This is a genomic window from Pedobacter agri, assembly GCF_032678665.1.
Taxonomy (GTDB): Bacteria; Bacteroidota; Bacteroidia; order Sphingobacteriales; family Sphingobacteriaceae; genus Pedobacter; species Pedobacter agri_A.
On record NZ_JAVTSH010000007.1, the window covers coordinates 366,790 to 374,596 of the forward strand.

The 7,807-nt window shown below is 38.0% G+C and carries 9 protein-coding genes; 7 read left to right on the top strand and 2 right to left on the bottom strand.

Annotated features, from left to right (window positions below; all coding sequences use genetic code 11):
* Nucleotides 1–19: 19 nt before the first annotated feature.
* From lipB to R2Q70_RS21910, 4 genes are all read left to right on the top strand, one after another.
* On the top strand, nt 20–742 hold the full coding sequence (gene lipB / locus R2Q70_RS16355) for a lipoyl(octanoyl) transferase LipB (RefSeq protein WP_316808621.1): 723 nt from the start codon (nt 20–22) through the stop codon (nt 740–742).
* A gap of 114 nt (nt 743–856) precedes the next feature.
* The gene (locus R2Q70_RS16360; RefSeq protein ID WP_316808622.1) at nt 857–1,513 is read left to right on the top strand and encodes an SGNH/GDSL hydrolase family protein; all 657 of its coding nucleotides are present in this window, start codon (nt 857–859) and stop codon (nt 1,511–1,513) included.
* Nucleotides 1,514–1,599: 86 nt separating this feature from the next.
* Complete coding sequence (locus R2Q70_RS16365; protein WP_316808623.1) at nt 1,600–2,118, top strand: DUF5684 domain-containing protein; 519 nt, start codon at nt 1,600–1,602, stop codon at nt 2,116–2,118.
* 45 nt (nt 2,119–2,163) lie between these two features.
* Nucleotides 2,164–2,463 (top strand): DUF2752 domain-containing protein, encoded by a 300-nt coding sequence (locus tag R2Q70_RS21910; protein ID WP_410478384.1) that lies wholly within the window; start codon nt 2,164–2,166, stop codon nt 2,461–2,463.
* On the opposite strand, the gene R2Q70_RS16370 is transcribed toward R2Q70_RS21910, so the two are convergent.
* Nucleotides 2,453–3,196, bottom strand: a complete 744-nt coding sequence (locus R2Q70_RS16370; protein ID WP_316808624.1) for an RDD family protein — start codon at nt 3,194–3,196, stop codon at nt 2,453–2,455. The two genes, R2Q70_RS21910 and R2Q70_RS16370, sit on opposite strands and share 11 nt — an antisense overlap.
* A 148-nt stretch (nt 3,197–3,344) precedes the next feature.
* Between R2Q70_RS16370 and R2Q70_RS16375 the strand changes: the two genes are divergently transcribed.
* From R2Q70_RS16375 to rlmN, 3 genes are all read left to right on the top strand, one after another.
* Nucleotides 3,345–3,905: a DinB family protein gene (locus R2Q70_RS16375; protein ID WP_316808625.1), complete on the top strand. Its 561-nt coding sequence runs from the start codon at nt 3,345–3,347 to the stop codon at nt 3,903–3,905.
* A 185-nt stretch (nt 3,906–4,090) separates the two neighbouring features.
* Nucleotides 4,091–5,065: a 23S rRNA pseudouridine(2604) synthase RluF gene (gene rluF, locus R2Q70_RS16380; protein WP_316808626.1), complete on the top strand. Its 975-nt coding sequence runs from the start codon at nt 4,091–4,093 to the stop codon at nt 5,063–5,065.
* A gap of 88 nt (nt 5,066–5,153) precedes the next feature.
* Nucleotides 5,154–6,209: a 23S rRNA (adenine(2503)-C(2))-methyltransferase RlmN gene (rlmN, locus tag R2Q70_RS16385; protein ID WP_316808627.1), complete on the top strand. Its 1,056-nt coding sequence runs from the start codon at nt 5,154–5,156 to the stop codon at nt 6,207–6,209.
* Here the strand turns inward: rlmN and R2Q70_RS16390 are convergent.
* Complete coding sequence (locus tag R2Q70_RS16390; protein ID WP_316808628.1) at nt 6,206–7,510, bottom strand: leucine-rich repeat-containing protein kinase family protein; 1,305 nt, start codon at nt 7,508–7,510, stop codon at nt 6,206–6,208. The genes rlmN and R2Q70_RS16390 overlap by 4 nt on opposite strands.
* Nucleotides 7,511–7,807: the final 297 nt, after the last annotated feature.

The window sequence follows — 7,807 nt, forward strand, 5'->3', positions numbered from 1 at the left end:
GATTAGAGAGATAAAAGAGATGGCCGAGAAACAATCAGGAGAAAAATTAATTCCTACGCAATTTATCGATTGGGGTTTAACAGATTACCAAAACGCCTGGGATGCACAGGAGGAGTTACTAAATAAAACTGTAGCCTTAAAAACGCAAAACAAGTTAGACGGCACGCAGCTCGCGACACCGAATTACCTCATTTTTAATGAGCATCCGCATGTTTATACTTTGGGCAAAAGCGGCCATCCGGAAAATTTATTACTTGATGAGCAAGGACTAAAAGATAAACAAGCTACTTACCATAAAATAAACAGAGGCGGCGACATCACCTATCATGGTCCTGGCCAAATTGTAGGTTATCCTATTTTAGATTTGGATAATTTTTTCACCGACATCCATTTATACCTTCGCACCCTCGAAGAAGCGGTGATTTTGACACTAAAAGATTATGGCATTGAGGCTGGCCGTTACCCGGGCTATACTGGCGTTTGGCTAGATCCTGACAATGACAAAGCCCGTAAAATTTGCGCCATGGGTGTTCGCTGCAGCCGCTGGGTAACCATGCATGGCTTTGCCTTTAATGTGAATGTTGATTTGGATTATTTTAAAAATATTGTGCCCTGTGGCATTGATGATAAAGCAGTAACATCTCTTGAACAGGAATTGGGCCATAAGCTTGATATGGAAGAAGTGAAGGGAAAACTCAAAACCCACATTGCAGAACTATTCAAAATGGAGTTGTTTGAGTGATCTCAATCCCCCTAAAACTTTTATTTTATCATTTCCGTAAGTTGAAGTATGAAAGTTTTATGGAGTGTTGCATTATTATATTTTTTAACTTCGGCATGTACAAAAACGCAAAACATGTCTGCAATTGATTCAATGGCTAAACCGGCAATCGTAACTCCGAGCGATGAAAAAAGCTATCTGGCTTTAGGTGACTCATACACCATTGGCGAATCGGTTAAACAAGTCGAATCTTTCCCTTATCAATTACAAAATTTGCTTAAAACTGAAAGAATTAATGTAACCACACCCAAAGTTATTGCCACTACAGGCTGGACAACCGATGAACTCCAAAAAGCAATTCTTCAAGCAAAGCTGACCCAAAAATTCGATTTTGTTACCCTACTTATTGGTGTAAATAATCAATATCGGGGAAACTCCATCATTACCTATAAAAAAGAATTCTCGGAATTGTTACAAACCGCAATTTCTTTTGCCAATGGAGATAAAACTAAAGTTTTTGTAATCTCAATCCCCGATTGGGGTGTAACGCCCTTTGCCAAAAGCGCTGGTAAGAGCCAGCAAAGCATTTCTACGGAAATCGACAATTTCAATGCTGCTAACCAGGAAATTACAGTTGCAGCGGGTGTAAGTTACACTAACATCACACCAGGATCAAGAAAAGCACTATCCGACTTATCCCTTATCGCAAATGATGGTTTACACCCAAGCAGTAAAATGTATTCTGAATGGGCCAATGCATTATTCCCAAAAGTTTTGGCTGTATTAAAATAACTTTCAACTTTATTTGTTCTGTTTTTAAATTAAAAATTTTACTTTAGTTTAACGATTTATCTATTAACACTTAAAAACAGAGAAAAATGAATGAGTACGAAGCAAGCGGAGTAGCCGCAGGGATTGGAGCTGGAGCAGTAATTTTTTATTTAGCAATCATCGTCGTTTTGGTGATTGGAATGTGGAAAGTATTTGAAAAAGCTGGTAAACCAGGCTGGGCAGCAATCATTCCTATTTATAACCTCATTATCTTATTGGAAATTGTTGGAAAACCAATGATTTGGATTTTGTGGCTGATCATTCCATGCGTAAACATCGTTTTCATGATTTGGCTTTATAACTTAGTGAGTAAAAGTTTTGGCAAATCAGAAGGTTTTACGGTTGGTTTAGTAATCTTCCCTTACATTTTTTGGCCTATTTTAGGATTTGGAGATGCACGATATTTAGGCCCATCTGCCGCTGAAGCACAAAATGGTGGTTTTGGAAACAATCCTTTTAACAATCCTAACAACCCATTTAATAGTCCAAATAATCCTTTTGGCAATCAAAACAAACCTTTTGGAGATCAAAATAAACCAAATGATAATCCTCCACCGGTAGTGTAATTATTACTGATGAGTATCACATTTATATTTTGCAGCCTAATCAACATGATTGATTGGCTGCAAAATCATTTAATACCCTGCCCTTTTAAAGCCCTAACAGGAATTGATTGTCCTGGCTGTGGGTTTCAAAGATCCCTTATTGCACTTTTGCAAGGCAATTTAGCCAATAGCTGGCATTATTATCCGCCTACAATTCCATTAATTATTCTATTTTTAATAGCAGGTATACACTACCGCTTTCCTGTTAAAAATAATTCTCTGGTCATAAAAATACTCATTATTGCTGTCGGCAATTTCGTAATGATTTCTTATCTGATCAAAATGTTAACAACAGCTAGGCATTAGCGCTTGATGTAACATAATTATAATCCTTCAGCACCGTTTCCAAAAACTGCAACTCATTCATTCCAGATGGAATTGAAACAAAAATGTGTGTTTTAATTTTTGAAGACATAGCGTAGATTAAATCTGCATTACCGGTTTGATAATATCCTGTAAGCACTTCATGAATAAGTTCCACGTCTCGATCATTTAAATGCATCACTTCCTTAAATTGTGGTTCATAATTTTCTGGCAAACTAAAATTGAAGGCCACATGATTAAGTTGTGTACGAGGCGTTGTTTTAATGAGTGTTGTTTTTGCCAATAAATCGCCTAAACGTTGATGATTTTTTGTAATTGCTACTGATACCAATGCAATCACCCCCCATCCAAAGGGAAATCCAAAATCGATCATCCTGAACAACCACCTGATTAGATATTGACCAAAGGTTGGCTGCGTTCCTTCCAGGCCTACTACTTTAATCTTCATGATTTTTTTGCCGAACGTTTGCCCGTTCATTGTTAATTCGCAAACCAGATCATAAAAAGCAAAAATAAGAAGATAAACAATCAATACGATCATTGAAGCAGTTCCCGAAAAGCTAAACGAAGCGATTATCGTTAAAATCCAGAATACAATTAACAAAATTGCAAAGCCAGCAATATCAATGCATCTAGCCGCTATTCGTTCGCCTAGTCCGGCAATCTCGTACTCGATATCAATATTTTGAGCGGTGTTAATCCTGATGCTATCCATTTTTCAAACATATTTATTTTTAAGGATAATTAATCAATCAAGCTTCTTAAATTTATGAGATAGACAAAGCTTTTATAAGATTTTTTTTTACACTGCCATAGGGTTGTCACTCAGCCTAACTTTCTTTGCCTAAACTAAATCATAAACCATGAGTATAGCAGACTTATTATTGATGAAATTAAACGCAGTTGAAAACATAAAACAAAAAAATATGGATATCATTAAAGCATTATTAAAAGAATTTCAGTCTGAATTTGAGACAAGCAAAAAATTCCTGAATCTGGTACCGGCAGATAAATTTGATTGGGCGCCACACGAAAAAAGCATGAGAATGAAAGCATTGGCAAGCCATATTGCTGAACTTCCATCATGGGTGAGTTTGGCCATTACTGCAGATGGACTTGATTTCGCCACGGCACCATACGAGGAAAAACCAGTAGCAAGCAATAATGATTTACTCAAACTTCTGGAAGAAAGTTATGCAAATGGAAAGTCTGAATTAGAAAAGGTAGATCCTGAAATACTCAACAATCAATGGATTTTGAGAAATGGCGATCAAATTCTGGGCGACCTCACTAAATATGAGATGATTCGCGTTGCCTTTAGCCAGATTACGCATCATAGGGCTCAGCTCGGCGTTTATTTAAGGTTATTAGATATTCCTATTCCTGGCAGCTACGGTCCAAGTGCGGATGACCAAAATTTTTAACGACTTCGTTAGTTGTGAGCCCTCGCCCTGGAAGCACCGAATTATTCTAAGGAACAAATACCTTTGGTGCAAGCAGGTGTTTCCTGCACACAACCGAAAAAAACATCGTTGTTCAAAAAACTAAACGATTATTGAAAATCAGATTGCCGCTGAATTAAACAAATTTATTTCCGTAAAATTGCAGCATGAACAATAATACTGCAACCCGTTTAAATAAATTTATCAGCGAAAGTGGATTATGTTCTCGCCGTGAGGCTGATCGGTTTATTGAGAAAGGAAATGTTTTCATAAACGGCAAAAGGGCGAAAATTGGCGATCAGGTTTTTGCCGGCGATAAAGTGATGGTGAACGGCCATAACATCGAGCCTAAAGAAGAATCAAACTTTATTCTCCTGGCTTTCAATAAACCTGTGGGCATTACCAGTACTACAGAATCGAATGTGAAAGACAATATTGTGGATTATGTAAACCACAGTGAGCGCATCTTTCCAATTGGAAGGTTAGATAAAGATTCTTCAGGTTTAATTTTCCTGACCAACAATGGCGACATCGTCAATAAAATATTAAGGGCTGGAAACAAACACGAAAAAGAATATCTGGTTACGGTTAACAAACAGATCACAGATGATTTTGTATTTGAAATGAGCAACGGCGTACCGATTTTGGGCGTAAATACCCGAAAATGTAAAGTCCGTCAAATCAGCACTTTTGTATTTAATATTATTTTGATCCAGGGTTTAAACAGGCAGATTCGCCGGATGTGTGAACACTTTGGTTATGAGGTGACGAAGTTAGAACGCACCAGGATTATGAATATTAATTTAAAGGGTATTCCAACCGGCGAGTTTCGGGAACTGGATGAAGATGAAATGAATGGCATTATGAAGAGTGTTGAAAAATCTTCTTCTGAAGCTGCATCAAAGCCTAAAAACACTAAAAAGAAAACCAACTCCTGGGAAGAGATTCCAGCACTCAAGCAAGAACAACAGAAAAGAACGTTTAAACCTGGTAAGCCTGCAAAAAAGTCAGGAGCCGGAAAAAAAGCAGCCTCGCATCCTTCAGGCAAACCTGCTGCTAGAGGTGCTTCATCTTCGAGAAATTCGAAGCCGGCAAAAGGTAAATCTTCAGGGAAATCAAATATCAGGCAAAGAGGCAGATAGCTTGATAATTGTAAAATTCTGACGCCTAGCGTTTTGCTTTCCTTTTTATGCTTTCAGCTTAAAGGCATTTTAAGTACCTTTGCAGCAAATGACAACAGCAAAAAAAATCGATATCCGCTCACTAGATTTGCCGCAATTGCAACAACACTTAACTGCAATGCAACAGCCTGCATTTAGGGCAAAACAAATCTATCAGTGGTTATGGGAGAAATCGGCAACTAAATTTGATGACATGAGCAATCTTTCAAAAGAATTGCGCAAAACATTAGATGATAGTTTCTCAATAAACGCTGTTCAGGTTAATAACTCTCAGTTCAGTAACGATCATACCATTAAAAACACCTTTCGCTTAGCCGATGGAAACATCGTGGAAGGCGTTTTGATTCCACTGGAAGATAGAATGACGGCATGTGTGAGTTCGCAGGTGGGCTGTAGTTTAACCTGTAAGTTCTGTGCAACGGGTTACATGGATCGTAAACGTAACTTAAATGCCGATGAAATTTACGATCAGGTGGTATTAATTGATAAGCAGGCTAAACAAAATTACAACAATCCGCTAACAAATATCGTGTACATGGGCATGGGCGAACCCCTTTTAAACTATGCTAACGTACTTAAATCAATTGAAAGGATAACGGCGCCTGATGGCTTAAACATGAGTTACAAGCGCATTACCGTTTCAACTGCTGGCATCGCTAAAATGATAAAAAAGCTTGGTGACGATGGTGCCAAATTTAATCTTGCGCTTTCATTACACGCAGCTGATGATAAAAAGAGAAATGAAATTATGCCTATTAATGAGGCAAATTCATTAAAGGCCCTGGCTGATGCTTTAAAATATTATTTTGCTAAAACAAAAAATCCGGTAACATACGAGTACATCGTTTTTAATCATTTTAACGATGAGATATCAGATGCGATGGATTTAGCAAAATTTTGCAAACACATTCCCTGCAAAGTAAATCTTATTGAGTACAACCCGATCTCATTTGCCGATTTTACCAATGCCGAGGGAGATAAAATCGATGCGTTTTCAAACTATCTGAAAAGTCAGGGAATCAACACGAATATACGTCGTAGTCGTGGTAAGGATATTGATGCAGCCTGTGGTCAGTTAGCAGTGAAAGAAGAGGCTGGCATTTAGGCTGGCAACGCCTCTAGTTTTTTTACAATTTCATCAAAACCAGGGCGTACAGAAAGCGCTAGTGATAAACACTCGTCACGAAGCGCCTCCAATTTAGAAATAAAAGATTTTTCCTCGTCCATGCAAATGGTTAACAAGTCATCGAGAAGATAGCCATATGCTTTAACTTCTATTCTTTCTAAATAAAAAGCAAGTGCCGCGTTGTTTTTATCGTAAAATGAAGCAGCTCCAAAGTCGCCAAACAGTGCTTCACCAGCTTCGTTTATCAAAATATTATGAGCATATAAATCGCCGTGAATTAATCCTCTGGCGTGTAAATGTTTACTTACCGACGCCATATTACGGGCAACTTTTAATACTTGAATCTTCGATAAGCTAACCTCATCACTAAAGACATCTCTGGTACAACTGTCTAAACTTGGCGGGCATCCGAGATTAAAAAAGTTTTTCGGAATTAGGTCCATAACTAAACCTCGTTTTTTCTCCTTCAGCAAATTCACTCTACCTAACAAACCAACCAACGCTGGGTGACTGCCAGCAGCGATATAAGCATTCATCTCATCATCAGGATAGCCATCGCTCGTTACCTCACCTTTAAACACTTTTACGGCGACGTTCGTACTTGTACCATCGCTCAATCTTTGTGCCTCGTAAATGGTGCCAGAAGCGCCCTCACCAAGCAAATCCTTTATTATAAGTTCATCAACCGACAGCTCTTCAGCGTCAGCATAAACAAAATCATTTTTAAAATCATTACCGGCGAATGCTAGCCAGGCTAAATTTGGCAGCGTAAAAATCCAATCAGGTAACTGTGTCAATCTATTGGCCGATATTCTTAATAGTGATAGTTGTTTACATTGATTCAAGGCATCTGGAAGTAATGCTAATTGGTTACCCGCCAACATGAGCTTCTGCAACCGCTTACAGCTGCCAATAGATTCCGGCAATGCGCTGAGTTTATTATTGGTTAAAATAAGCCATCTCAAATTTGCATGTAGCGCATCCTCTGGTATAACCTCAATCTTGTTTGCTTTAAAACCAACGGTGTCCAATGATTCACACCTCCCCAACACTTCCGGAAAAGTGTCAAATAAATTATCCGAGGCAAAAAAGATCCTAAGTTTTTTAAAGCGATAAAAATCAACTGGCAAACTTGTTAGTCTGTTTGAAGATAAGTCGAGATATTCAAGTGTCTCTACTAATTCAAAAAGTTCAACCGGAAATTCTGTTAAATTTTCAGAAAGTTTTACAGAAATGGCTCCTTTCAATTCGCCCTTTTTCAGCTGAGATACGGTGTTCAAATTTATTAGTATTAGTACGCCGCGAAGATAGTATCAATTAAATTAAAGATGAATATTAATTTGCGTTAAAAATATTTTGTAAAGCAAATACAGTGTTCCAATGTCAGTTTCAGTCCTGCTGTCCCTCCAATCTTTTTGGGGATGGTTTGCTAATGTTCGAGGTTCCTACCCCCAAAAAGGATTTCCGTACCATCAGGTTTAGGTGGCCACCATTGGTAGCGAATACCGAACTGATAAATATTAGATCTTAAACCAATCAAAACTATATAACTATATGCCTATATGGTTCAATAAATA